23 protein-coding genes, 1 tRNA gene and 1 other RNA gene are annotated in these 23,572 nt (G+C 57.5%); 10 read left to right on the forward strand and 15 right to left on the reverse strand.

Annotation, left to right across the window (positions count from 1 at the left end; translation table 11 throughout):
• Window positions 1-31: 31 nt before the first annotated feature.
• The gene (gene gvpA, locus H6G07_RS13670) at window positions 32-250 is read right to left on the reverse strand and encodes a gas vesicle structural protein GvpA (protein WP_073608715.1); all 219 of its coding nucleotides are present in this window, start codon (window positions 248-250) and stop codon (window positions 32-34) included.
• A 304-nt stretch (window positions 251-554) separates the two neighbouring features.
• Between gvpA and H6G07_RS13675 the strand changes: the two genes are divergently transcribed.
• On the forward strand, window positions 555-1,025 hold the full coding sequence (locus H6G07_RS13675) for a tetratricopeptide repeat protein (RefSeq protein WP_073608716.1): 471 nt from the start codon (window positions 555-557) through the stop codon (window positions 1,023-1,025).
• Between the two features lie 10 nt (window positions 1,026-1,035).
• Complete coding sequence (locus H6G07_RS13680) at window positions 1,036-2,385, forward strand: glutamine synthetase family protein (RefSeq protein WP_073608717.1); 1,350 nt, start codon at window positions 1,036-1,038, stop codon at window positions 2,383-2,385.
• 50 nt (window positions 2,386-2,435) lie between these two features.
• On the opposite strand, the gene H6G07_RS13685 is transcribed toward H6G07_RS13680, so the two are convergent.
• On the reverse strand, window positions 2,436-4,241 hold the full coding sequence (locus tag H6G07_RS13685; RefSeq protein WP_084173182.1) for an ABC transporter substrate-binding protein: 1,806 nt from the start codon (window positions 4,239-4,241) through the stop codon (window positions 2,436-2,438).
• 227 nt (window positions 4,242-4,468) lie between these two features.
• Here H6G07_RS13685 and gvpF point away from each other — a divergent pair, with 227 nt between their 5' ends.
• Together gvpF and H6G07_RS13695 are read left to right on the forward strand one after the other, a co-directional pair.
• Window positions 4,469-5,203, forward strand: coding sequence for a gas vesicle protein GvpF (gene gvpF / locus H6G07_RS13690; protein WP_073608718.1), 735 nt, complete (start codon window positions 4,469-4,471; stop codon window positions 5,201-5,203).
• A gap of 73 nt (window positions 5,204-5,276) precedes the next feature.
• Window positions 5,277-5,522: a gas vesicle protein GvpG gene (locus tag H6G07_RS13695; protein ID WP_073608719.1), complete on the forward strand. Its 246-nt coding sequence runs from the start codon at window positions 5,277-5,279 to the stop codon at window positions 5,520-5,522.
• A gap of 7 nt (window positions 5,523-5,529) precedes the next feature.
• Here H6G07_RS13695 and H6G07_RS13700 read toward each other — a convergent pair.
• Window positions 5,530-5,601: transfer RNA gene (locus tag H6G07_RS13700), tRNA-Gln, on the reverse strand.
• Window positions 5,602-5,915: 314 nt separating this feature from the next.
• On the reverse strand, window positions 5,916-7,157 hold the full coding sequence (argJ, locus tag H6G07_RS13705) for a bifunctional ornithine acetyltransferase/N-acetylglutamate synthase (protein WP_073608720.1): 1,242 nt from the start codon (window positions 7,155-7,157) through the stop codon (window positions 5,916-5,918).
• Window positions 7,158-7,401: 244 nt separating this feature from the next.
• On the opposite strand from argJ, the gene H6G07_RS13710 reads away from it, so the two are divergent.
• Complete coding sequence (locus H6G07_RS13710; RefSeq protein ID WP_073608721.1) at window positions 7,402-7,872, forward strand: hypothetical protein; 471 nt, start codon at window positions 7,402-7,404, stop codon at window positions 7,870-7,872.
• A 115-nt stretch (window positions 7,873-7,987) separates the two neighbouring features.
• Here the strand turns inward: H6G07_RS13710 and H6G07_RS13715 are convergent, their stop codons facing one another.
• The 4 genes from H6G07_RS13715 to minC form a co-directional block, all read right to left on the reverse strand.
• The gene (locus H6G07_RS13715; RefSeq protein ID WP_073608722.1) at window positions 7,988-8,380 is read right to left on the reverse strand and encodes a (2Fe-2S) ferredoxin domain-containing protein; all 393 of its coding nucleotides are present in this window, start codon (window positions 8,378-8,380) and stop codon (window positions 7,988-7,990) included.
• On the reverse strand, window positions 8,373-8,852 hold the full coding sequence (gene minE, locus H6G07_RS13720; RefSeq protein ID WP_073608723.1) for a cell division topological specificity factor MinE: 480 nt from the start codon (window positions 8,850-8,852) through the stop codon (window positions 8,373-8,375). Before minE ends, H6G07_RS13715 begins: the two co-directional genes overlap by 8 nt.
• A 53-nt stretch (window positions 8,853-8,905) precedes the next feature.
• Complete coding sequence (minD, locus tag H6G07_RS13725) at window positions 8,906-9,703, reverse strand: septum site-determining protein MinD (protein WP_073608724.1); 798 nt, start codon at window positions 9,701-9,703, stop codon at window positions 8,906-8,908.
• A gap of 201 nt (window positions 9,704-9,904) precedes the next feature.
• Entirely contained in the window at window positions 9,905-10,864 is a 960-nt protein-coding gene (gene minC / locus H6G07_RS13730; RefSeq protein WP_073608725.1) for a septum site-determining protein MinC, read from the reverse strand.
• A gap of 137 nt (window positions 10,865-11,001) precedes the next feature.
• Between minC and ssrS the strand changes: the two genes are divergently transcribed.
• From ssrS to H6G07_RS13745, 3 genes are all read left to right on the forward strand, one after another.
• Window positions 11,002-11,185, forward strand: a non-coding RNA gene (gene ssrS, locus H6G07_RS13735) — 6S RNA.
• 176 nt (window positions 11,186-11,361) lie between these two features.
• Window positions 11,362-12,615 (forward strand): M16 family metallopeptidase, encoded by a 1,254-nt coding sequence (locus H6G07_RS13740; protein WP_073608726.1) that lies wholly within the window; start codon window positions 11,362-11,364, stop codon window positions 12,613-12,615.
• 109 nt (window positions 12,616-12,724) lie between these two features.
• A complete protein-coding gene (locus tag H6G07_RS13745; protein ID WP_073608727.1) occupies window positions 12,725-14,008 on the forward strand; it encodes a M16 family metallopeptidase in 1,284 nt (427 codons plus the stop codon).
• Between the two features lie 166 nt (window positions 14,009-14,174).
• Here the strand turns inward: H6G07_RS13745 and H6G07_RS13750 are convergent, their stop codons facing one another.
• Entirely contained in the window at window positions 14,175-14,777 is a 603-nt protein-coding gene (locus tag H6G07_RS13750; protein WP_073608728.1) for an NYN domain-containing protein, read from the reverse strand.
• A 375-nt stretch (window positions 14,778-15,152) separates the two neighbouring features.
• Here H6G07_RS13750 and H6G07_RS13755 point away from each other — a divergent pair, with 375 nt between their 5' ends.
• Window positions 15,153-15,983 carry a sulfite exporter TauE/SafE family protein gene (locus H6G07_RS13755; RefSeq protein ID WP_171973021.1) on the forward strand — a complete coding sequence of 277 codons (831 nt, stop codon included), beginning with the start codon at window positions 15,153-15,155 and terminating at the stop codon, window positions 15,981-15,983.
• A gap of 129 nt (window positions 15,984-16,112) precedes the next feature.
• Entirely contained in the window at window positions 16,113-16,952 is an 840-nt protein-coding gene (locus tag H6G07_RS13760; RefSeq protein ID WP_073608729.1) for a metallophosphoesterase, read from the forward strand.
• 62 nt (window positions 16,953-17,014) lie between these two features.
• Here the strand turns inward: H6G07_RS13760 and H6G07_RS13765 are convergent, their stop codons facing one another.
• The 6 genes from H6G07_RS13765 to H6G07_RS13790 form a co-directional block, all read right to left on the reverse strand.
• Window positions 17,015-17,845: an alpha/beta fold hydrolase gene (locus tag H6G07_RS13765; RefSeq protein WP_073608730.1), complete on the reverse strand. Its 831-nt coding sequence runs from the start codon at window positions 17,843-17,845 to the stop codon at window positions 17,015-17,017.
• 76 nt (window positions 17,846-17,921) lie between these two features.
• A complete protein-coding gene (locus H6G07_RS13770; protein ID WP_073608731.1) occupies window positions 17,922-18,674 on the reverse strand; it encodes a lysophospholipid acyltransferase family protein in 753 nt (250 codons plus the stop codon).
• 142 nt (window positions 18,675-18,816) lie between these two features.
• Entirely contained in the window at window positions 18,817-19,911 is a 1,095-nt protein-coding gene (gene rlmN, locus H6G07_RS13775; protein ID WP_199312082.1) for a dual-specificity RNA methyltransferase RlmN, read from the reverse strand.
• 54 nt (window positions 19,912-19,965) lie between these two features.
• Entirely contained in the window at window positions 19,966-20,814 is an 849-nt protein-coding gene (locus tag H6G07_RS13780; RefSeq protein ID WP_073608733.1) for an SPFH domain-containing protein, read from the reverse strand.
• Window positions 20,815-21,003: 189 nt separating this feature from the next.
• Window positions 21,004-21,921 (reverse strand): ATP adenylyltransferase family protein, encoded by a 918-nt coding sequence (locus tag H6G07_RS13785; protein WP_073608734.1) that lies wholly within the window; start codon window positions 21,919-21,921, stop codon window positions 21,004-21,006.
• A gap of 594 nt (window positions 21,922-22,515) precedes the next feature.
• The gene (locus tag H6G07_RS13790) at window positions 22,516-23,568 is read right to left on the reverse strand and encodes a hemolysin family protein (protein ID WP_073608735.1); all 1,053 of its coding nucleotides are present in this window, start codon (window positions 23,566-23,568) and stop codon (window positions 22,516-22,518) included.
• Window positions 23,569-23,572 lie beyond the last annotated feature (4 nt).

The raw sequence follows: 23,572 nt of genomic DNA on the forward strand, positions 1-23,572 counted from the left end.
GCCCCATTAGGTATCAAGAGCGATGGCGCTCTTAGGCAGCGGGTACAGCAGCTTGAGCGGTCAGACCAACAGCTTCGGCGTACTTCAGGTAGGTGTCAACAGACGCGATAACAACACGGGCTTCGATAGCCAGCAGCTCAATCCCTACCAGAGAAACACGAACCCAAGCATCAATTACGATGCCTTTGTCCAAAATGCGGTCAACAACTTCAGCCAAGCTAGAGGAAGAGTTTACTTTTTCAACAGCCATGGTTTTGAATCCCTAAACAATTAGTGTGTTCAATTAAATTGCAAGGATAATTCCGTTAAATACACCTAGCTGCTAACTGCAAAGAAGCGGTAGAAGCAGACTCAGTGCGTAGGGCTTATTCCTTGCACATTTGTAGTCTGCCCATCTGCTTAGAACAGCTCACAACTTTAGAAAAATCAGTTCACTTATTGTTACCTGTAGGGCCCCAGACTCCAGGGTTTGAAGGCCAGATTGCCTTTGGGCAGCCAATCTTAGCCGGATGTCTGATAATAAAAGGCGCAACGCTAGGGTAGACAACAGCATGATGAATGACTCAACTCTGGAAGTGCTGCTGCAAAGCCTAAAGCAGGAGGATGAGTATCAGCGTGAGCTGGCCACCGCCGCTCTGTGGCAGCGCTGGTTTTGCCAAAAGGGAGAGTTGGGCAATCAGCAACTGCAAGCCGCTCAGGCGTTAGTGGACAGCGGTCGGCTAGATGCGGCGGAGCAGCGGCTCTCAATGCTAGTGGAGGAACTGCCAGACTTTGCCGAGGCTTGGAATCGGCGGGCAGTGCTCTATTACGTTCAGCATCGGTATCGAGAGGCGATGGCCGACTGCGAGCAGGTGATTGAGCTAGTGCCCTACCATTTTGGCGCGCTGCACGGGCTAGGTCTGTGCCATGCGGCTCTGGGGCAGTATGCGGCGGCGATTCAGGCATTTCGGCGGGCGTTGGTGGTGCAGCCCTACGCGCTGGTCAACCAGCGACTGATTTTAGAATGTACAGCGCAGTTGAGCTAAAGACAATCTGATGCCAGAGAATGCCTCGACGATTTTGACCCGGCTGTGGGAGGGTAAGGTGCGTTTTGTGCGGGTGGTATGGTGCGATAACGGCAACGTCATTCGCGGCAAGGCCATTCATATGGATGCACTGACGCGGCAACTGGAAGAGGGAGAAGCGATCACCGTGGGGCTATCGGCGGCGCAGCAGGCGATTCCGGTGGTGGCCGATGCCGTGGCCCCTGGCAGCGGGCTGGGGCCGGTGGGGGAGGTCTGGCTGGTGCCCGACTGGGAAACCTTGCAGATGCTGCCCTACGCGCCTGGCCAGGCGCGGGTGATGGGGGAGATGGTGAGGGATGGCCAGCCCTGGCCCTGGTGTGCGCGGCAGTTTCTCAAGCGCATGGTGCAGCGAGCCGCTGACCAGGGAGTAACGATCAAAGCGGCCTTTGAGCCGGAGTTTTACTTGCTCAGACGGGGCGACAGCGGTATTCTCCCCGCCGACAATCTGCCCTTTGCCGCTACGCTGGCGATGGATCTGCATCGGGAAGTGGTGATGGCGATCGCAGATGCCCTCAGCGCCCAGGGCATCGCCGTAGAGCAGTACTACCCCGAGTCGGGGCCGGGGCAGCAGGAAATTTCGGTGCGCTATACCGATGCCCTCGCCGCTGCCGATCAGCATGTGGTCTATCGCGAGACGGTGAAGGCGATCGCCCACCAGCACGGTCTAATTGCGTCCTTTGTACCCAAGCTGTTTGAGGGCTACGCAGGCAGCGGGTGTCACCTGCACTTGAGCCTATGGCAGGGAGAGCAAAATCTCATGCCCGATGGGGCTGGTGGACTCTCCGAGACTGCTCGATCCTTTACGGCTGGGCTGCTGCATCACTTGCCTGCCCTGATGGCGATCACCACCCCTAGCCCCAACTCCTACCGGCGACTGCGACCCCACAGCTGGAGCGGGGCCTACGCGGCCTGGGGGATGGACAACCGGGAGGCGGCGCTGCGGGTGCCGAGCAATTTTTCGTCACCCAGCCCGACCCATATTGAGCTGAAGACGGTGGATGGGGCGGCAAACCCGTATTTGGCGCTGGGGGGAGCGATCGCCGCTGGTCTCGACGGCATTGCCCGGGGCTATGCGCTGCCGGAGCCGGTGCAGCAAGACCCAGGCAGTTTGTCGGGGGAGGAGAGATGCGATCGCGGCATCGCCCTGCTGCCCCAGTCTCTAGCAGAGTCCCTCGCTGCCCTGGAACAAAGTTCTTTACTATTGGACGCTCTGGGCGCACCGCTAGCTCAAACCTACCTGGCGGTGCGGCGGGAAGAGCTAACCGCTATGGCGGGCATGACCCTAGAGGCCGAGGTTAGTTTACTGTTAGATCGCTATTGAGCCGCACATCCTAAGCAATGGACACCGCTGTCCAGAACCCAAGGGATAGCCTACTCAACAGTTAGTTCATGGATGTTCCAGAGCGCGCCGCCGAGAGCCGTATACTTCACCCCCTGCACTCGGTTGCGCACAGCGGTGAGCGACAGGTTGTTGATCAAGTACATAAACGGCAGATATTCCTGGGTGAGCTTTTGGGTTTCTTTGTACAACTCAAAGCGTTCACCTTCGTCGATTACCTGGGCGGCCTGGATGTAGAGATCGGCAATGCGGCGCTCCCAGTCGGCGGCCTGCCAGCCATCCAGGGGGTCTTGGCCAGGGCCAGCATTCTGATTAAACGCGTGGAGGGCACCGTCAAGCAGCCACACATTGGCACCGCCGTTGGGTTCTATGCCGCCCGTGAGGCCTAGAACCAGAGCCTCCCACTCCAGGCTGTCGGTGAGGCGATCGACCAGCGAGTTAAAGGCCAGGGGCTGAAAATCGACCTGAATGCCCAGCTTGGCCAGGTCATTCTTCACCTGCGACCCGATCGATTCGCGAATTTTGTTGCCGGAGTTGGTGATCAGCGTAAAACGCACCCGGTTGCCCTCGGCATCCAGCAATTGGTTGGCGGCATTGTATTGAAACCCATCGGCCAGCAACAGCTGTTTTGCTTTTTCAAGGTCGTAGTCGTAGGTGCGAATGCCCATCTCAGGCGGGGCAAAGAAGGGGCTGGGCACCGAAATCGGCGAGGTCTGGGGTTGACCGAGGCCCTGGAAAATGTTGTTCACCATGGTCTGGCGATCGATCGCGTAGGAGACCGCCTGGCGAAACGCTACGCTGTTGAACCAGGCCGACTTAACCGGATTGACCAGAGGCTTGCCGTTGCGGCTGGCGCGGTTGAGGTTAAAAGCAAAAAAGTTGGTGCCCAGGCCAGGGCCACCGTTGTAGATGGTGAAATCGCCGCGCGCTTCTTCGCGCTTGAGCAGCGAGAAAAAGTCGGGCGACACGCTCTCTAGGTCTAACCCGCCCGAGCGAAACTGGAAGAAAGCCGTATCGGTAGAGCCGACAATTTGCCAGACAATTTGCTCAATGTAGGGCTGCTGGTCGCCCTGGTCGCCTTTTCTCCAGTAGTAGGGGTTGCGCTCAAAGACCAGTCGCTCCCCGGAAATATATTGGGCTAACTGGTAGGGGCCATTGCCCACAATTTTGCCGGGGGCCGTGTCGGTGCCCCAGGTCGAAAGAAACAGGGGGTTGCCCTGGCCATCGGTGCCCTCTACCGTAGACCGTAAAATGTGGGCGGGGATAATTTCCAAAGACGTGTTTTGCAGCATGGGAGCAAAGGGTTCGGGCAGCGTAAACTGCACCCGGCGGTCATCTACCTTGCTGACTTGAGGAAAGCGCCCTGCGGTGCCAATGCGAAACCCGTCGCGGCTGTTGGTCGGAATGGCTGGATTGAACAGCACATCGTAGGTAAAGACCACGTCGTCTACGGTCAGGGGTTCGCCATCAGACCAGCGCAGCCCATCGCGCAGGGTAAATACTAAGATGGTGCCGTCGTCGGAGATCTCCCAGCTTTCGGCCAGGGCGGGTACGGTTTCGCCGCTAATACCGTCGGTGGTGGTCAGCCCCTCAAAGGTCAACCCAAAAATGTTGGGCGACTCCTGACTGAGAATGGGGTTGAAGGTTTTTGGATCGCTCAGAGCGCTCATTACCAGGCGGGGCACATCGGCGCTGGCTTGGGCAAACCGAGTCGGGTCGCAACCGGCACTGGCTAGGCCAACTAAAATCACCAGCATCAGGGCCACCAGTCGCCTAGCCTGGCTACGCCAGGTGTCACGACTGAGCCAGCCTGGGATTGTACGCGATGCCGTTGTCATGGTTGTGACCTCCTAACCCGCCAAGACAATGCCTCACACACTATAGCGAGTTACCCCTAGAGATTTTCATTCGCTGTTGTTTGAATTGCGATCGCCCTAATCGCAGCCTTTCCCCAATCGTTGGACGGTAGGAGCGATCGCTCCACTGCCCCAGCCGCTCTTGCCACCCTGTCGAAGACACTCAGGGTTTAGGGCACCCTAGGGGCATCCCCCAAGAGACCTGTCCTATGGCTGATCGCTACTATCTCTACGGTATTTTCCCGGCCCCTGGCCCCGCCGAGCTACCCCTGATGGGCTTAGACGAGCAGGTGGTACAGGCTCAACAGCTAGGCGACTTTACCTTTCTCTATTCCCTAGCTTGCCAGAAGCGCTACCTATCGAGCCGCAAGAACCTGCTGGGCCACGAAAAGGTGCTAGAAGCCGCCATGGAGCAGGGCCACCGCACGCTGCTGCCGCTTCAGTTTGGTCTGATTGTCGAAAGCTGGAACCAGGTGCAGGAAGATTTGGTGACTCCCTACGCGGAAGACCTCACCCAACTGTTTGGGCGGCTCAACGGCTGCCGCGAGGTGAGTATTAAAGTGCAGTGGGAACCTTCCACCGAGTTGGAGATGATGATGGCCGAAAATGCCGACCTGCGGGCTCAGCGCGACCAGCTAGAGGGCACCCAGTTGGGCATGGAGCAGGTGATTTTCATCGGTCAGCAGATTGAATCGGCCCTAGAGGAGCGCAAGCAGGGAATTGTTGATCAGTTTCGCCAAGCGCTATCCCCGCTGGCAAAGGACGTGCTCGAAAACGCACCCCAAACCGATGTCATGATCTACAACGCTGCTTTCTTGATTCCTTGGGAGAGTGAGGCCGAGTTTAGCCAGGCGGTGGATGCCATAGACAGCACCTTTGGCGATCGCCTGCGCATTCGCTATAACAACTTCACCGCTCCCTATAATTTCGCCCAGCTCAACTAGGGGTTTAAGGTTTGGGTGCGAGGTGATCCTCGCACCCAAACCTTAAACCTTGCACCTTAATATTCCTCTTTCTATGCTGTTTAAACTTCTCTTTGCCCCGGTGCTCGGCCCCATCGAGGGCATTAGCTGGGTTGCCAACAAACTGCTAGAGCAGGCCGATGTGCCCACCAACGATCTTGAAAGTCTGCAAAAGCAGCTGCTCGCCCTCCAACTCGCCTTTGACATGGGTGAGGTAGCTGAGGCAGATTTCGAAATTCAGGAAGAAGAAATTCTCCTCGCCATTCAAGCCATTGAGGATGAGGAAGACGAAGATGAGTGACTCAAAACTGGGGTGCTAGGATTCGAACCTAGGAATGCCGGGACCAAAACCCGGTGCCTTACCACTTGGCGACACCCCATTGCTTTCGCTTTGATAATATAGCAGGTTGCGTAGCGCTACTGTCAACATTACCTGGAAATTTAGATTGAGCCCGCTTCTATAGACTCGTTTTCACAACTAACTAACCCTCAGCGCCGTATAGCAGCAGTCCTTTCGAAGCGCGAAAATTCGTAGAGCAGGCAACTCGCCTAGACAGCAAGGTGCCCGTCCTGCCGGGATAAAGCAGGTCGGAGACTGTTTCGAAAGGGCTCGATGCCATGGCCTTTGGAGGCCCCTATGATGGCTCAGTCAGGGTCAAAAGGGGTGCTCAAAACCGGCAGCCATACCGCTGGGCTAGGTCGTGTATTCGGCGTTGATCTTGACGTAGTCGTAGCTCAGATCGCAGCCCCAGGCCTGGCCGCTGCCGGGGCCATCGCCAATGCTGACCCCAATGGCAACGGTGTCGGTCTTCAAATAGTCGCCCTGGGTGGCCGCCGTCAGGTAGGCGCTGGCGGCGGGGCGATCGAAGCCCAGGGGTTGGCCGTGCTCCATCAGCAAAAAGTCGCCTAGCTGGATTCGCAGGTCGCTCTGGTCAAAGGTGACACCGGCTCGGCCAGCGGCGGCGGCAATGCGGCCCCAGTTGGGGTCGTGGCCAAAGATGGCCGCCTTGACTAGGGATGACCCGGCAATGGTCTTGGCCACCTGACCGGCGGCAGCGGCGGTAACGGCCCCGGTGACGGTGACTTCGATCAGACAGGTGGCCCCTTCGCCGTCGCGGGCGACGCACTTGGCCAGGTATTGGCAGACGGCGGTGAGCATGGCTTCGAGCTGGTCGGCCTCAGCCCCTTCGTCGGTGATGGCGGGGGTGCGCGACTCGCCATTGGCTAGGGCGATTAGGGTGTCGTTGGTGCTGCTGTCGCCGTCTACGGTGATCTGGTTAAAGCTGCGATCGGCGGCGCGGCGCAGCATATCTTGCCACAGGGTAGGCGACACGGTGGCATCGCAGGTGACAAAGGCCAGCATGGTGGCCATGTTGGGGTGAATCATGCCCGAACCCTTGGCGATGCCGCCGATACGCACGGGGCGATCGCCAATCGTAGTTTCCATAGCCACCGACTTGGGCACCAGATCGGTAGTGATGATCGCTCCAGCGGCAGCATCGGAGCCTTCGGACGACAGACTTTCAACCAGCTTGGGAATGCCTGCCTTCAGCTGTTCCATTTTGATCCGCTGGCCGATTACCCCGGTAGAAGCGATCAGCACGGCCTCGGGGGGCAGGTTGAGAGCCGAGCCGAGGGAGGCGGCGCTTTCGACCGTATCGACCCAGCCCTGGTTGCCGGTGCAGGCGTTGGCCTGACCGGCGTTGATCAGAATGGCGCGGGCGCTGGGGCGAGCTTCGAGGCGCTGGCGGCAGTAGTCAACGCAGGCGGCGCGCACGTGGCTAGTGGTGAAGACCCCCGCTGCGATCGCCTCACAGTCCGAGTAAATTAAAGCCAAATCAGGCGCACCAGAGGGTTTGAGCCCTGCGGTAATCCCTGCGGCCTGGAATCCTTTGGGTGCCGTAATGCCCCCCTCAATCACCCGCCAGTCTGCCATGCTGTTGTTACCCCATAGGTCTGCCGGGGATTATACCAAGCTTCACGGGTAAGGAATCTGCAACTGCCTGGAGGAGCGGGCAACAATACCTCTAACCCGTTCGTTAGTCGCTTTCTCACCATTCACGTTGGGTTGCTATAGGCCAATTAACAATCTGACTGACAGGCGGGATTAAGGGTTGGAGTGGGTGGTTAGATTTGCCGTGAGCCTAGTGCAGGTTTGGCGTTGTTTTTGCTAATTGGTCATGAAAATCCGTTTCTTTTTACTGAGTTTGGCTTTGGTGATGGTGGGCTGCGCGTGGCAGAGCACTGCCGCAGATGAGCCGTCTTCTGCCAGTATCGAGTCTACCCAAGCTCAATGCCAACGGTTTAACACTTCCCTAACTCGTTTTAACGAGCGTTTCACGTCATCAGAACATGATCGCAGCAATAGTCAGCCGGAGCTGGTGGAAAGTCTGGTTGCAGTTTTGAATAGTGAAATTCAACAGTTAGAGGAGCAGAGCTTCGCAGATACTACTCTCCAGGGGCTTTATCAGCAGACGCTGGGTAGCATTATGGTCACTCGTGACTTTATGGTTGACTATCTGGAGGCGACTGAGCGAGGCGATCAGGCGGCAGCGGATGCGGCTCTTGGCAGTTCGCAAGGGATGGCTTACGACGAAATCCATGGACTATATGGATGGGTTGAGCCATTTGCTCAATATTGCGGATACTAGACAGAATCAAAAAACGCATCACTGCCTTTCTGCTCGTTGCAATGATTGTGGTGGTGTCTGGTTGTAGGGAAGCAGCAGCGCAATAAGCGCTAACCGTTGGATCGCCCTACGCAAATCAGGATAACGAATGTATCAGAAACGCAAATTCATCGACGACCTGGCCACCGATCAGGTGCTCTTGAATAATGCGCTCGATTACCGCTGGAGTGGCGCTGTGGTACCAGACGCCGTCGGGATAGACAAGCAAGATAGGGCCTTTGTGGCAAACCCGCAGGCAGTTGGCCTTGGTGCGAAAGACTGAGGTTGGCCGCTCGGCGGTGGGTCGATCTAGCCCCAGTTCCTTTAAACGGTTTTTGAGATAGTCCCAGGCGACAATGCTCTCGGCTTTGTCGCAGCACTTGGGTTTGGTCTGGTCGGCACAGATCAACACGTGGTGCTGAATGGTGTTGAGCGCCAGGGCTTCTACACAGGCGGCCAGAGAATCACAGGCATCGGGAGCATTACTCATCACTGGGGGCAGCAGGTTTGGTGGGATCGGTGAACGGTGGGGGTTCGGTGGATGCTGCGGGATTGGGGGACGCTGTGGGTTCCACAGCCTTGTCGGGTTCAGTTTCAGAGGAGGCAACGCTGGTAGTAGCTTCAGCCGCAGGCGCTGGTTCGGCAGCAGATTCAGGCGCAGTGGCAGGGGGAACAATCGCTTCGACTGGGGGCATCTCAGGGCGCACCCGGCGAATGGGCAGGTTGGCAATCAGTGCCGTCATCCGCTGGTCACTTTCGAGGGTGAATTCTAAATGCTCTTGGTCGAGTTCGACGTAGCGAGAAACGACTTCGAGAATCTCTTTGCGCATTTTTTCGACCATCTCGGGTGTGAGGTCGGCGCGATCGTGGGCCAGCACAAATTGTAGCCTCTGCTTGACCTCGGCTCTGGGGGTCAGATTACGGCTGCGGTTAAACAGCTTATCGAGAAGTTCGCTTAGCATCGGCACTGGCGGCTAGGTAGAAAAAACATCAAACACCATGGCAATAACTGGCCCTAGCCCCGAAAGAAGCGGCGCAGGCGGCTGAACAAGTCGTCGTGGGTAGCGTTGAGGTCGATCAAGGGCACCTCTTCACCCAGTAGGCGGCGAGCCACGTTGTTAAAGGCGACTCCAGCCAGGGAGAGCTGCTTGTCGAGCACCAGGGGCTCGCCCCGGTTAGAGGAGACAATCACTCGCTCGTCGTCGGGCACCACGCCCAACAGGGGCACGGCGAGAATATCGAGCACGTCGCGCACCGACATCATCTGGTCTTCTTGCACCATCTTGGGCTTGATGCGGTTGATCAGCAGCTTGGTGAACTTGACATCGTTGGCTTCAAGCAGGCCGATGACACGATCGGCGTCGCGCACGGCAGAAATTTCGGGGGTGGTGACGACGATCGCCTCTTTGGCCGGGGCGATCGCATTCTGAAACCCCATCTCAATGCCCGCTGGACAGTCGATCAAAATAAAGTCATGGCTGGGGGCCAGACCCGCCACCAGCTGCTTCATCTGGTCGGGGGTGATGGCCTCTTTGTTGCGGTTTTGGGCCGCCGCCAGCAAACCCAGGGTGGGCTGGCGCTTGTCTTTGACCAGGGCTTTTTCGACTGTGCAGTCGCCCGCCAGCACGTCGAGGGCGGTGTAGACGATGCGATTCTCTAAGCCCAGCAGCAGGTCAAGGTTGCGCAGGCCAAAGTCGGCATCGACGACGGCGACCCGCTGGTTACGCTGGGCCAGGGCCATGCCCAGGTTGGCGGTGCAGGTGCTCTTGCCAACGCCCCCTTTGCCCGAGGTCATTACGATAATGCGAGTCATGGACGAACCCAACTTTCCTTAAAGAACCAACTACCCGACGAAAACAACCGTTAATAATACGCTATGGGTGCAGGCTGAGAACTGCGAATTTAGAGGATCCCCCCTGCCCCCTAAAAAAGGGGGGTATGTGAGGTTGTGGCTACAGAAAGATTTGGGGGGAGCGATCCTGAAGTTTCTCACGACACTACGACGCTCTAGAGCCTAGACCTTAAAGGCATCGGTGAGCTGTGCGCCCTGCTCTAGGGTGGCGTTGAAGTGCTGCTGGGCAAAAGCCTGGGCCTGGGCAATGCGAATGCCGTTATCGCCCACGTAGGCCACCTCGGGTAAGTAGTCTCCGGTGGGGCCATCGGGGGCACGGGCTACCAGATCGGCTAGACGCAGCTGAGTAGGGTGCATTTGCAGGGCCATGATGCAGCGGCTGCGATCGCCCCCTGACCCTGCATGAGCCGTCCCGCGCAACCGCCCCCACACCAAAATGTCGCCCTCCGCTACTAGCGAGCTGCCGGGGTTGACATCCCCCATCACCACAATCGTGCCGGGATGGCGAATCTCGACCCCGCCCCGCAGGGTGGTTTGCAGATACAGCGGTTCAGCTAGGGGCTTGCCGGGGGCTGGTGGCGACTGCACCAGGGTATCTTCTGCTTCAAGCTGATCTACGGAGTAGCCTGCGGCCACGGCGGCCATGGCGGTCTGACGGCGGCTGGTGGCAACCCGCTTGAGGGTAAGCTGGGCGGCGGTGAGAATTTCTTCTAACGCCTGGAGCTGACGGGCATCGAGCAGGCGATCGCGGGCAGCCAGGTGCACCACCGTATTGGGCTGCCAAAAGGGTTCACCGCCATTCAGCCGCTGCTTAAAGTGCTGCAGAAGCTCGCCCCACGACAGGGCACCCCCTTCAGCCTCAACCTGGGGACCGTTGGGCATGAGCAGCACCAGGCGATCGCCGTCGTTGCGCAGCCGCAGCTGGGTGCGAGGGTCGATCGGGGGCACAGGTGTAGGGGGCGCAGAGTCCGCCGCATCTGGGGTCTCTGGAGTCTCAAGGGAGCCCATATTAGAGGCCGCCGGGATATTGGAATCGGCCTGGGCCGAGGCTTCGACCGGAGCCGTATCTGGGGCGGCGGCGGCCTCGGTTGTGGCTAGGGAAGCAGAGTCGTCAGGAACCATAGGGGTTTGAGGAGGTTGAAGACACCGGCTTAGGCCCGGTGCTGCCTATGGTAGATCACGGTGGTAGGGATGGCGGGTCGGTTAAGGTCGGTTTTCCCCTTGCGGTTTGCCCCGGGCTGTTGGTTATAGTAGAGGAGGTCTCACTACGGCGTTGGTGACTACCAACAATGTTTGTCGATCTATGTTTGTTCCGAACGGGAGCCAAGTTGCACCGGCGGCAGTAAACCGAGCTTGTACTCGGAAACTTTAAGCCAAATGCCACGGCACCCCCCTGGTTTTCCCAGGTCGGAAACTGAGGTAAGACGGCGTTGCGGTGAGGCCTTCAAGATTTTTGGTATTCCCCTGCCTCTCGTAGGTGGGGGAATTGCTTTTGAAATGTGATTTAGCTTACTTGAGCGCTAGTATTGACAGCATAGCTAGCCTCAAACCCGAATGCTGCGATCGCTTGGCAAGTCAGTTTTAAGGTGGCTTGGTGGTTTCTTGTAGGGCCTGCACCGTTGAATTCGGTTGATTTTCCCGCCAGTGTAATTCGTTTAGAGAACGGGCTGACCCTGATCCACCAGGAGATTGCGGCTACGCCCGTGGTAGTGGCCGATGTGTGGGTGAAAGCCGGGGCCAGTACCGAACCGGCGGAGTGGGCGGGCATGGCCCACTTTTTAGAGCACATGATTTTTAAGGGCACCGATCAGCTGCCGCCAGGGGTGTTTGACTACGCGATCGAAACCCAGGGGGGCATGACCAACGCGGCCACCAGCCACGACTACGCCCACTTTTACATCACCATCGCCGCCGACATGCTGACGCATACGCTGCCCTATCTGGCCGATCTGCTGCTGCACGCGGCGATCCCCGCCGATGAGTTTGGCCGTGAGCGGCAGGTCGTGCTCGAAGAAATTCGTCAGGCCCAGGATGACCCCGACTGGCTGGGCTACCAGGCGATGTCGGAGCTGGTCTATCAAGACCATCCCTACGGTCGGCCAGTGCTGGGTACGGCAGAAATTTTGCAGCAGCGATCGCCTGAAGAGATGCGCTGCTTTCACCAGGCCCACTACCAGCCCAACAACATGACGGTGGTGATTGCGGGTGGCATTCCCTTGGAGCCCACGGTAGCTATGGTAAAGCATGCCTTTCGCGGCTTTGCCGCGCCGCCACCCTGCCCAGCTGCGGCGATCGCGCCCATCCCCTGCCTGCCGGGGGTGCGCCGCGAAACCCTTCACCTGCCGCGCCTTGAGCAGTCGCGCCTGTGCATCGCCTGGCTGGCCCCCGGCATCGCTCAGCTCGAAACCGCCTACGGCTTAGACCTGCTGGCGGCCATTCTGGCGGAAGGGCGATCGTCTCGCCTGGTGCGCGAGCTGCGGGAAGACCGCCAGCTGGTGCAGGACATTAGCGCCGGATTTTCCCTCCAGCGCGATTGCAGTCTGTTTACCATTCAGGCCTGGCTTGACGGTAAGGATGTGGACCGGGTAGAGGCAATTGTGTGCGATCGCATTAGCGAACTGGCGGCTAAACCCATTACCGATGCCGAACTGGCCCGCGCCAAACGCCTGCTCTGCAACGACTACGCCTTTTCGACCGAAGCGCCGGGGCAGCTGGCAGGTCTCTACGGCTACTACGGCACCATTGCCCACGCCGATCGCTGCCTGAGCTACGTTCCCACCCTGAAGCGCTACACCAGCGACCAACTGCAATCGCTCGCCGCTCAGTACCTCACGCCCTTGCGCTACGTGTCCACTATTCTGCGTCCAGCCTGATGCCGCCTGGGCAGACTATAGTTAGACTGGCCAGCGCCGCGATCGCCCAGGCCGTCGGTCCAGATCGCTTCAAAATCGTTCACTGTTCTTTTCATTAACCTCTTGCCCTGTGACAGCTTCTCTTCTTCAAGCGCCGCGCCTGCACCGCACCGTTTTAGACAACGGCCTAACAGTGATTGTTCTCGAAAACCCCGTCGCTGATATTGTCTCCGCTCGGCTGTTTATTCGGGCTGGGAGTGCCTTTGAGGCTCCCCACCAGGCGGGGCTAGTGAGCTTTTTGATGGGGCTGCTGACCAAGGGCACTGAGACGCTCTCTTCGATGGCGATCGCCGAAACCGTCGAGTCGGTGGGGGCCAGCCTGGGCACTGATGCCGCCGCCGACTACAGCGTCATCAGCCTCAAAACCGTCTCCGCCGACTTTCCCGAAATCTTTGCCCTGGCCGCCACCCTGCTGCGGCAGCCCAGCTTTCCCCTCGACGAAATCGACCTGGAGCGGCGACTCACCCTCCAGCAAATTCGCTCCATGCAGGAGCAGCCCTTCACCATTGCCTTCAACCGCCTCCGCCAGGACATGTACGGCGAGCACCCCTACGCCCTGCCCGGCATTGGCACCGAGGCCTCGGTTGCGGCCATTACCCAGCAGGCCCTGAGCGACTTTCATCGCCAGCACATGCGCCCCGACAACGTTGTGGTTACGATTGTGGGCCGCATTAGCCCCGAAGCCGCCCTGGCCCAGGTCGAGAAGGCCCTGGGAGATTGGCAGGCTCCGGCGATACCAGCTCCGGCCTTGACCCTGCCCTCGGTGACTCCCGCCGCTACCTGCTCAATGGTGGCCCAGGACACCAACCAGGCGATTGTCATGGTGGGCTACCCAGCAGCCCCGGTAAAGCACCCCGCCTACGCTGCCCTCAAGCTGATCAACACCTACCTAGGCAACGGTCTCTCTAGCCGCCTATTTGTCGAACTGCGCGAAAAACGGGGCCTAGCCTACGACGTGTCGGCCTTTTACCCCACCCGGCTGGGGCTGTCGCAGTTTGTCGCCTACATTGGCACCGCCCCAGAGAATGCCGCTACGGCCCTAGAGGGGCTGCGCTTTGAGGTAGAACGGCTGCAAGAGACGGTGCTCTCCGACGACGAGCTTCAGGCGGCTAAAAACAAGCTGCTGGGCCAGTACGCCCTGGGCAAGCAAACCAACGCCCAGATCGCCCAACTGCTGGGCTGGTACGAAATTTTGGGGCTGGGGGTCGAGTACGACCAGCAGTTTCAAGACATGGTGGCAGCGGTGACGGTGCTCGACGCCGAAGCCGTCGCTCAAGAATTTTTCCACACCCCCTGCATTTCACTGCTGGGGCCAGAGGAATTTGTTGCTCCCGTGGCTGCTGCCCAGGCTTGAACTATATTCGCGTTGCAACTGGCGATCTAACTGCTTGAGTAAGTCATACTCATAAGACGTTGCCAAATTGAGTAAGTAAGTAAACCTCAGTTGCAGCGCCGAATGAGGGTGGTGGTAAGTGTTTTAGGAGCTGAGCTATGTATGGTGCTGCATTTGCTAAGTGAATTCATGCTGGTGAGGGTTGCAAGGGGATGGCGGACGAGTTGTGCTGAAAGAACAATTTATCAAGGTCAGTAAAATCGTCGGCGGCGAAGCGCAGCCTTTGACTTAGACCACTTGAGAATGCTGCTAGCCAGACTTGCTTGCCTTGCCGAGTTAGTTCTTCTACAAGAGGGAGATAGTCACCATCACCACTAAGTAAGAGCAGTGCATCAAACTTTCTATCGTTGGCATATCGCATCATATCGACGGTGAGATTTATATCCACACTCTTGGTTTTTTTACCTTTCTTTGCTTTTTTGAAGAGCTTTGGATATAGACTGCCTGTACCCTCAAGTGCGGAATCACCTCCACCAGTCGAGTATGAAAACTGAATTTTAGAAATTTCCTGCCTGTACCAATCAAGTTGCTCCTCGGCTCCAACTACGGTTTGATAGAAAGATAGGCGAGTGAAGTCGCAGTAGTACTGCTCTGTTATCTTGGGATGCCAGACCACAAGGTCCGGGATGTGAAACACTTCATCTGTAGGAATACATCCGTTTTCGACCATTTCCTGATATCGGAGTGTGAGGTTTTCGCCGTCAGCGAATCCTAAAACTTTGTGAAACATGGTTAATTAATGTAGAAGAACCTACTTATGAACAAGTGTTAGAGCTACTAGATAAACCCATACAACTTTCGCATTATTCAACACAACTAGGCGATAACAACTAGTTTTGAATGCAATAAATAGGATAATTGTTGGACAAACCCCAGTTTTCTTAATGGTGGCCGGTAGCACTGATGATCAAGCCAGAAAACGAAGTGCTTATCTGCCAAGATTACGAAATAACGCCCTTAATATAAGGATTATCTAGCACCCACAAGACTTATGAGGTCTCTACATGCTATGTTTGGGCGTCCTGCTAGGTGTCGATCAAGGTCTTCATTAAAAATATTGTTACGACTAGACACCCCGCTGATCGTAAATATAGTTCAGAGCTGAATGGCCGGGGAGACTGCTTTGGGAAGTGGATTAATTTTAGCGCTGGCAGGGCTACTCGCCGGGGTGCTGGCGGGGTTTTTGGGCATTGGCGGTGGCACGGTGATGGTGCCAGTGATGGTGGCCCTGGGGCTGTCTGGCGTGCAGGCAGTGGGAACGAGCACCCTGGCGATCGCCCTAATTTCCCTGGTTGGCAGCGTGCAAAACTGGCGTATGGGCTTTCTCAACCTCAGCAACGTCGCCATGCTTGGGCTGCCTGCCCTGATCACCGCTTACCTGGGCCAAAAGCTGGCCACGGCCCTGCCCGAATATGCGCTGCTGGGGATTTTTGGCCTGTTTCTGCTGCTCAATATCTATCTGATTGGCATCAAAAAGCAGGTCATCCGTCAGGCCCAAAAGGCTGAAACCGGCAAGGCGGCTGCGGTGCCCAAGGCGCGATCGCCGCAAATCTCGCCCACGGTATTTCGCCTCGGCATTGGCGGGCTGGCGGGGTTTTTGGCCGGGCTGTTTGGCGTCGGCGGCGGTGTGGTGATGGTACCGCTGCAAATTTTGCTGCTGCAAGAGCCGATTAAAGTAGCCGTGCAGACCAGCCTGGGGGCGATCGTGATTACTGGGCTGTGGGCCTGTCTGTGGCATGCCCAGGCCGGTAACGTGCTGTTGATTACTGGCCTAATTTTGGGGGCGGCGGGGGCGATCGGGGTGCAGGTGAGCACCCGCTACCTGCCTCGCCTGCCCGACCAGACCGTCAACGTCATGTTTCGCCTGCTGCTGGCCCTGCTCTCGGGATACTTCTTCTTCAAAGCCTGGGCCAGCTACACGGCCCTCTCTACCTAACTTGAGCAAAGCACGAAGCTAGCGGTTCAGTGGTAGGCGGGTTTGATAAAGCTGGCTGAAGAATATTCCAAGTCCATGGCAACCAGTGGATAAACGGGCTAGCGTGCGAATGATGTGTCTTCACTAGCCATGCGACCTCTTCTGACCGGCTCCCTGACCGTTGAAAAGGTAACTATCCCCATTCGCGACCTGCCTCAGCGGTTAGAGGGATGTCGCATTGTGCAGCTCTCTGACTTTCACTACGACGGGCAGCGGCTCTCGCCCCGGCTGTTGCGGCAGGTGGTCGATCGCGTCAATGAGCTAGCCCCCGATCTGATTGCTCTAACGGGCGACTATGTGACCCGAGACCCTACCCCTATTTTTGACCTGGTGACTTACCTCAGCCAGATGAAAAGCCGCTTTGGCACGGTGGCGGTGTTGGGCAACCACGACAACGTTACCCAAAAGGGGCGTAAGACAATTCTGCGATCGCTCCAGCAGGCTGGCATTCACGCTCTGTGGAACGACATTGCCTACCCCCTAGGCGACGATCTGCCCGTGGTGGGTCTGGCCGATTTTTGGTCGCGAGAGTTTCACCCAGCGCCACTGCTCGACTCGCTATCTCCCACTCAGCCCCGGCTGGTGCTCTCCCACAACCCCGACACAGCAGAGTTTTTAGCTCCTTGGCGAGTCGATCTCCAGCTCTCTGGCCATACCCACGGCGGGCAGATTGTGCTGCCGATGATTGGCCCTGTGGCTGCACTCATCCAATCCCTGCGGCTGTCGGTGCTGTCGAAGCTGCCCTTCGATCTGCCCTATCTCAAGCGCAAACGCAACCGCTCCAAAATAGTGCGTCACTGGGAATGGGTTTCAGGCCTGCACGCTGTGGGTCAAAACCAGCTCTACGTTAACCGGGGTCTGGGGAGTTATGCGCCGGGGCGACTGGGCTGTCCGCCGGAGGTGACGGTGGTGGAGTTGGTGAGGGGATGAGGAAGGTGGGGGAGACGCTATGCAAAGGACAGTCCTAGAGACTCGCTTGCCCTAGCGGTTTACTAGGACGCAATCGGCTCGCGCTGGATTTCTTCGGCTGACGGTTCCCTATCGATCGCACCCTTGGGCAAAAACCCTACCGCTCCCATGATGGCCCCTAGGTTAACGCCGTCTTCGAGCAGGCTGACGTGACCGCTGTGGGGCAGGGGGTAAATGCGGGAGCTGGGCAGTAACGCAGCCAAACGCTGGGCCTCTTCTAAAGAGGGCAGCAGGCGATCGCCCAGGGAGGCCACCAGCAGAGTTGGTGCCGTCACCCGGTGCAGGCGCAGAGGCTCTAGGCGAAACTGTGACAGCAGGGACAGCCGCCACGCAGCGCTGGCCTGACTCACCCCCCCCATCGCCCGCATGAGCGCCTGGCGGCTGACCTCTCCAATACGGCTGAGGTTGGCCAGCACCGGCAGACTGGTCAAGGCAGAACTTTGATACAGGGGCGGAGCAACCCAGGGGGTGAGGCTGGCCACCCAGTGCAGCCACGGAAAACGGTGGAATGCCGAGGCAGAATTGATTAAGACCAGGTGGCTGGCCAGGGTTGGGGCCAACGCGACCACCCGCAGGGCTAAGCAAGCACCAAATGACTCACCGCAGAGGTATACCGGGGCAGTTCCCGCTTCCTGGCGAATCAGCTGCACCGCCTGGTGGGCTAGACCTTCCCAAGACGACATATCATCGCCCGGAATCACCAGGCAGCGAATGTCGAAGTGAGATTTAAGCCCGACGCTTTGGAGCTCAAATAACTCGCCGCTGCCATCCATGCCGGGGAAATAAATAAACAGGGGATGCTGGGGATTTTTCCCAACGGGGGCATAGAGCTTAAGAATGGCAGGTTCAGGCATGGAGACGTAGGAGTGACGACAGGCTTAACAACAAGCCGACCAATACAGTTATAGCTATTGAGGCCTCAAAAGCACCTTAGTAACACCCCTGCTTGAGCAGCATAGCAACTTCCTCTTGGCAGCACTGGGTCAGCTCTGAAGCCAAAGCGCCTTTGCCTTTGCTGTGGTAGTGCGATCGCAGCCGGTCATCCACCCGCACTGGGCGGCCAATCATCACATCCACCTCGTGGTAAAACACCGCCGGATGCCACCCCGGCTGCTGAAACAGGGGTTCCGCCGAGTCGAACAGGCTGAGCAACCGCAGGGGCACCAGCGAGTTATTGGTCTCGCGGTGGGCGGCGATCGCTACCGGCACAATCGCCAGCTCATCCACCGGTGCCCGCAGAGCCAGTTGGGCAAACCCTCGATGAAAGGTGTTGAGATTATCGGGGGTAGTTTTATGCACCATTGGGGCCGCCCCCTCCGGAAAAATACCCACCGCTTCCCCTTCTTTAAGCGCCTTTCTAGCTCGACGAAAGAAGGCGGTCTGGCCTTTGTCAGGGGCGTCCAAGGGTAGGCAACCCAGAGCGTTAATGACCGTACGTAGACCTGGCACCTGGCTCATGTAGTGGTGGCAGGCAAACCGCACCGGACGCCCCACGGCGCTCATTACCAGGGGCGCATCCATAATGCTGCGGTGGTTGCTCACCACCACCATCGGCTGTTGGGGCGGCAGACGATCTTGTCCATGCACTGACATCCGCACCTGCGACAGGGTCAGCAACCAGTTAGACACATCTAAGGGGTTGGTCGTTAGAGATGTTAGCGGTGGTAGAGGAGCTAGGGCCATGCAAACCTACAGAGACGAAGATGACTCAGCCACCTTTAGCAGCAGGTAGCAAAATCGTATGACTCACAACTTAACAAACTATTCAGGGTTCAGAAGCGCAGAAACCCGCCAATTCGAGCGAGATCTCCCCACCGACATAGCCCTACCGTCGGGAGGCGCGCAGTTGCCCACAGGCGGCGTTTTCCCCTAGCCCGCGCGAGTAGCGCACGGTGACGGCAATTTTGCGCTTCTCTAGCTCGGCGACAAAGGTGCGAATGCTCACTTCGCTGGGGCGCTGGTAGTCGGCCTCATCAATGGGGTTATAGGGAATTAGATTGACGTGGCTTTGAAAGCCGCGCAGGTGCTGAGCCAGCTCAGCAGCGTTCGTGGGTTGGTCGTTGAGCCCTGCCAGCAGAATGTATTCGAAGGTTACCCGTCGCCCCGTTAGCTGCACGTACTCGCGGCATTCGTCGAGCAGCACCTCTAAGGGATAGGCCCCAGCGCTGGGGATCAGCCGCAAACGCTGGGCCTGGTTGGAGGCATGCAGGCTCACCGCCAGGGTGACCTGGAGCTGCTCCGCCGCCAGGGCGCGAATGCGGCCCGGCACCCCGACCGTAGACAGGGTTATAGCCCGCTGGCCAATGCCCACATCCCGGTTGAGACAGCGGATGGCGGCCACGGTGTTGGCGGCATTCAGCAGCGGTTCGCCCATGCCCATAAACACAATGTGGCTGACCCGCTGGCCAAAGTCTTCTTGAACCGTGAGCACCTGGTCGACAATTTCGTGGGTGGCCAGGTTACGCATAAAGCCGCCCTTGCCCGTGGCGCAAAAGTCGCAGGCCATGGGGCAACCCACCTGCGACGACACGCACACCGTCAGCCGCTTGGCCGAGGGAATGCCCACGGTTTCAATGATTTGGCCATCGGCCAGTCTGAGCAAATACTTGATCGTGCCGTCGCTGGCCACCACCCGGTGGTGCAGGGCAGAGCGACCTAGGTCAATGTGAGCCATGGCTTGCCGCCAGGCTTTAGAGAAGACGGTGATGTCTTGGAGCGATCGCGCCCCCTGTTGATAGATCCACTGGTAGAGCTGCTTGCCGCGATAGCTCGGCTGCCCCTGGGCCTGCACCCACTCGGTCAGTTCTTCCAAAGATTTCCCCAGCAAGGGCGCTGGCAATGCTGCCTCTGTTGAAGGAGTTGCCTGGGCAACAGCATCTACAAGAGATGAGTCAGTAGAAGACAGAGGAGAAACAGTCATGGCCACAGGGAATGCACAATTCTCTATGGTAGCGATGTTTTAACCGTAGGGGTGCTACCGACGGCGGCTGGGGAAGTCATCAGAGTCTTTCTTGGGAGAGGCCGTATCCGTATGCATCAGCTCGACTATACCCTCCGTCAACATTTTAGGATCCATAAAGACCACCTTGGAGTTTTCGCTCTCCCCGAGTCTTTGGTTGGCCTCGACATAGCGCTGAGCTAGCAAATAGTTCAAAATCTCGGAGGTGTCACCCTGGTTTTGCAGCGCCTGGGAGAGCATTTGAATCGATCGCACTGTTGCCTCAGCCCGCTTGATGGCGGCTTCCTGTTCCCCCTGGGCTTCGAGCACCATGGCCCGGCTTTTTAGCTCCGCCGCCTGCTGCAACTGCATCGATCGCCGCACCTCTTCAGGGGGAATAATTTCCTGCACTTCGACCCGTGTGACCTTCACCCCCCAGGGCTCGGTGGCTTCGTCGAGCTGGGAGAGCAACGCCCGGTTTAACTCATCGCGAGAGGAGAAAGTTTTTTCAAACTCCATCTTGCCAATTTCCGATCGCAGGGTAGTGGTGACCAGTTCTTGAATGGCCTGCTCGACGTTCTCAATGGCATAAAAGGTCAGCTCTAGCTCCAAGATGCGCCAGTACACCACCGCATCAACTTCTAGCGACACGTTGTCTCTAGTGATCGCCCCCTGCTTGGCCACATCGAGAATCTGCTCGCGCACGCTGTCGCGCAGCACAATGTAGTCGAGCACCGGCACAATGAAATTTAGCCCCGGCTTGAGTTTGCGGTTGTAGCGCCCCAGTCGTTCTACTAGAGCTTCGGTACCTTGATTGATAATGCGTACCGAGCCAACGGTGTAGCCAATAATGATTAACGCCAGAATCCCGATGATTGACGGCACGGCCAGCTCCCGGAGCTAAAGGGTTGAGTAAGCCTGTTCTACTGATAAGTGTACCGATTTCTCTCCAAAATGAGCTAAAACTCCGCCCAATACCAAATTCTGCCTACCCTTTTAGATTGGGTCAGACATTCTTTTCTGGGGCAGCATCAAAGCTAAAAATGAGGGTTTGAGTAGGCTGACAGCCCACTACTAACGGTCAGACAGCTCAGGGCAGGCCACCTGTTTGAGAATTGTCATCGGGCCAAGGGTTTTGAGCAGGTCAAACTGCTCTAAATTTTTGACCAGCAGCGACCCCGCAAACCCCAGCGAATTCACTGGAATCGACCGATAATGCTCCTGCTGGCGAGCCACCATCATCATCCAGTCGCAAGTGACTAGCAGGTTGTAGGGAAACGCCTGGGGCGGCTCGCTGCCGTCGATCCCAAAGTGAGACAAGAGGGTCTGGTAGGCTCTCAACAGCGCCTTACCGGCTGGAGACGGAGTGTTGCCCAGGGGCAGAATAGCGTGGCGAAAGGGTAACTCGGGAGAGGCCACCGGGTCGGGGGAATCGGGATTGAGACCTAGATCAGCGATCACGGTTGCCAGGGGCAGAGGACTGCGATCGGGGCAGAGGGGCGGCGGCACCAGCTGAAGATGTTTGTGGCGCTGGCTGGCCCCTGCCAAGCGGCCACCATTATAAAAGGCCAGCCCGTCAATGTCGGCCATACAGGTGGCTAGGGCCTCAAAATCGGCCAAGGTCAGCCAGCTATCTTGATCTTCGTAGGCGCGGGTGACGATCAAAATGTGGTGATCGACCACGTTGTATTTATTGAGCAGACACAGGTGGGTGGCCGACAGGTTGGCTACAAACAGGTCTGGGTCGTAGGGCAAAAACGGATTGGCGGGTTTGCCCAGCCGTTGCTGGCTCTGCTGGGCCAGGTCAGCTTTTTCTTTGCGGGCCAAGTTGGCCAAAATTCTGACCAAAAACCGCATGCCCTCCTGCTCTAAAAACTCATAGCGGGTGTCGATGGGTTGAAGGGCACCACAGCGCTGGGCGTGGCGCGTCTGCTGCTGAATTTTGATCCAGAGGGCACCAGGCGCTAGCTCAACCTCGGGGAAATGCTCCATGGGGAAGGAAATGGGGAGAGGGTTGCCTTTCCGACTGTAACAAACCGTTGCCCAAGCAGCACCGAGACAAAGCTATAGAAAGCGCCTAAAAAAATCAGGCCGTTGATTTCTTTTAAAACAACAACACCCATTCTCTTGACCAAAGAACTTCCTGTTTTAGGTTGAGCTTTCGTGGAGATAAGGGACAAAACTTACGCCTCAAATGAGGATAAATTTGTCGTGCTTAAGACTCCCATTTGCTACTGAAGGAAGGGTTGGTTGGAGCGTTGGGTGTTGTCGCTTGAACGAGACAGATTAAGAGCTAACAGCGTTTCACTCCTTTTTCTGGGTTGACTTTTGGCTGTTTTATCTGCCAGGGGAGCTTCATCAGCTCCACATTCAATATAGCCCTTGAATCTGTTGATCCCTGTCGCCGAAATGATAGTTAACAGTGGGCCTAATAACCCATACTTTTAGTGAAAACGCCCTTGACAAGATGCTTATTTGCTAAAGAGCTGAATCAGCTTTTTTTCTGCTCAAAGAATATGAATCAGGGGTGGTTAACACAGATTCGGCGGAGGAAAGCCAGCTTTAAACCGAGAGGCGGGGATGAGTCTAGTTTTCTGAAGAGTCGTTGAAGCCACGGGTGCTGAGGATTTGTCGGCCACGTTGACGGGCCAGTTTTTGCAGGTCGATGCTGCGATCGGTCTCATCGACGATCTCGCCCGTCAGCACCTCTAACACGTCTTCCAGGGTGACAACCCCCGACACGCCGCCGTACTCATCGACCACCACAGCCAGGTGCTCGCGGGCGGTTTGAAAGTCTTGCAGCAGTTTGTCGGCCCGTTCGGCCTCGGCAACGAAGCGCACTGGGCGGGCCACCTGGCTGAGCAACTGGTGTCCCTGGCCGCTAATCAGGGCGGTGAGCAGCTCGTTTTTGAGCACTAGACCGACAATGCGATCGATGTCGTTGTCGCTGATCAGAATGCGGCTGTGCTGGGAGTTGAGGATTTGGGCCTCGGCTTCGGCAATGGTGAGGTCGCCAGGCAGGTGGGTGACGGCTACTCGGGGCGTCATGATGTTGACCGACTTCATATCGTTGAGGCGAAACACCCGCAAAATCATCTCGGCTTCGTCGGCTTCGATGATGCCCTCTTGATGGCCGATGGTGGCTAGCAGCTTGATCTCGGCCTCATCGGTGCTAGGGCGGTTGCCGTCACCCACGAGGGGGGCTGTAACTTTCTCAAGCAGCAGCACTATTGGCGTAAACAGCCAGGTTACCCACCGCACAGGCACAGCCACAGCCAGGGCGACGGGGATAGCGTAGCGCTCTCCCAAAACCTTAGGAAAAATTTCTCCAAATAAGATGACGAGTAGGGTCAATACACCAGTAAACAGCCCCAGCAGTGCATCGTTAAAAACCGTAGCGGCAATGCCCCCGGCTAGGACGCTGCCCACAATGTTGAACAGGTTGTTGAGAATCACAATGGTGGCGATGGGCCGGTTGATCTTGCGGCGAATGGCCAGCAAGGTTATGGCAGCGGGCTTTTTTGACTCAGCTAGTTGTTGGGCTTTAAGAACGGGCACCGAGAGCAGTGCCGCTTCGCTACAGGAGCATAGGGCGGAGCCAATCAACATGGTCACAATGGCGATCGCGAGGGTCAGCATGGGT

It is taken from the genome of Phormidium tenue FACHB-1052 (genome assembly GCF_014696675.1).
GTDB lineage: Bacteria > Cyanobacteriota > Cyanobacteriia > Phormidesmidales > Phormidesmidaceae > Nodosilinea > Nodosilinea tenuis_A.